This is a genomic window from Xanthomonas sp. SHU 308 (genome assembly GCF_000364645.1).
GTDB lineage: Bacteria > Pseudomonadota > Gammaproteobacteria > Xanthomonadales > Xanthomonadaceae > Xanthomonas_A > Xanthomonas_A sontii.
Genome location: NZ_AQOK01000747.1, coordinates 1 through 1,717, shown reverse-complemented (window position 1 = coordinate 1,717; position 1,717 = coordinate 1). Strand labels below are relative to the sequence as shown.

The window sequence follows — 1,717 nt, the reverse complement described above, 5'->3', positions numbered from 1 at the left end:
TGGCAGCCGCCACGGCTGCGCCGCCCGCAGCAACACCGGCGCGCCCCTTCGTCGAAACCAGCTACGTGGTCGCTCCCGACACCGTGGGCGACTTCAGCCTGCGCAGCAGCAAGTACGACCCGGCCGCCAGGGCCGCCGGCGCCGGCTTCCTCTACGTGCTGAAAGGCCATCCGGAACTGACCATCAACGTGTTCGTCTATCCCGCCGGACAAAAGGAATCGGCGCGGGCCATCGCCGACGGCATGGCGGGCTTCCGTGCCGATCTGGCCGCAGCGGTCTCCGGCGGCACCTACGCGGAACTGCACGAACTGGGCGCGCAACGGTTCGAGCTGGGCATCGTCGTCGAACCGGCGCCGAAGGCCGCCAGCGCCCTGGACAAGGCGCTGGTCGCGGCGATCGCCGAGGCCCAACGTGTGCCCGGAGAAAAGCTGCGGATGGAACTGCGCCTCGACCCGGAGGATGCACCGGCCCGCTCCAACGGCTATCTGTTCTACAAACAGCTCTACTACTTCAAGGTGCGCGTGTCGGCCGCTGCGCAGGACATCGGACCGGATGCCTTCGACACCCTCGCCGACCAGGCGGCGCGCGCGCTCGTGCCCGCCATCCAGGTGACCAATGTCGGCGGCTGCGCGACACCGACCATCCAGATCGACCCGAACGGCAAGCCGGAACAGGCGGCACTGCAGCTCGTCCGCCAGAGCACCCTCTACCAGGGCTTCAACTGCAGCAAATCCGCCGCAGACGCTGGCATCGACCGCGCGGCAGGCAATGCCGCTGTGATCGAGATCGCCTACGACGCCGGCGACTGGGCGTCGCCCTGAGCGCGCGTTAGCGCGATACTGTGGCCCCCACCGCAGCACCCGGCCGTTCCGCCATGACCAAAGGTCCCGTCCGCCTCGATGTCGGCGTCAGCTACGCCCTGCCCCGTGCCGGGCTGCCGGCGGCGACTAGCTTCCGCAAATGGGTCGCCGCGGCACTGAAGGGCCGCATCCGCGAGGCCGACCTGGCGATCCGCTTGGTCGACGACCGCGAAGGCCGCGCCCTCAATCAGCACTACCGCGGCAAGGACTACGCCACCAACGTGCTCAGCTTCCCGGCCGAACTGCCCGAGGGGTTGCCGAAGGGCGTCAAGCTGCCGCTACTCGGCGATCTGGTGATCTGCGCACCGGTGGTGGCGCGCGAGGCCGCCGAACAGGACAAGCCGCTCAACGCGCACTATGCGCACCTGACCGTGCACGGCGTGCTGCACCTGCTCGGCTGGGACCACGAGGACGACAAGGAAGCCGAGGCGATGGAGCAACTGGAGCGCGAGATCCTGGCCGACCTCGGCGTCTCCGACCCCTACGCCGGCGAGCGTTGATCCGAGATCCCACACCCGCTGTCGCGACCGACCCTCACCCCAACCCCTCTCCCGGGGGGAGAGGGGCTCGTGTATCGCCCACCTCCCGCGCTGGTCAAGCGCAGGCGCTGGCGGTAACGTGGCCGCGCGGCGATCGCCGCAGCCCCGCTTTTCTTCGAGGTTCCGTGCGTTGATCCGTCCCTCGCTCGTCCTGCTCGCGCTCGCCTGCGCCGTCCCCGCTGCCGTCGCAGCGCCTGCCGCGTCGCCCACTGCAACGCCTGCCGCCACCGCGACCGCCGATCCGGCCATCGACCTGCCGGCGCTGCTGGAATGCCGCCAGCACGTGGCCGACTTCGCCGCACTGGCGCCGCTGCTGGC

Annotated in this window: 2 protein-coding genes and 1 pseudogene; all 3 read left to right on the top strand. The window is 70.1% G+C overall.

The genetic code is table 11. From position 1 onward, the window contains the following. A partial coding sequence (locus D588_RS0119735) for a hypothetical protein (protein WP_232764336.1) occupies positions 1 to 821 on the top strand: 821 nt, incomplete at its 5' end. A gap of 53 nt (positions 822 to 874) precedes the next feature. Then, positions 875 to 1,360, top strand: a complete 486-nt coding sequence (ybeY, locus tag D588_RS0119730; RefSeq protein WP_010342139.1) for an rRNA maturation RNase YbeY — start codon at positions 875 to 877, stop codon at positions 1,358 to 1,360. A 169-nt stretch (positions 1,361 to 1,529) separates the two neighbouring features. After that, positions 1,530 to 1,717 (top strand): annotated as a pseudogene (locus D588_RS25615) (hypothetical protein); the annotation flags it as partial.

Coding starts and splice junctions, on each gene's coding strand:
- ybeY (WP_010342139.1), top strand. CDS start 875: ATGACCAAAGGTCCCGTCCGCCTCGATGTCGGCGTCAGCTACGCCCTG.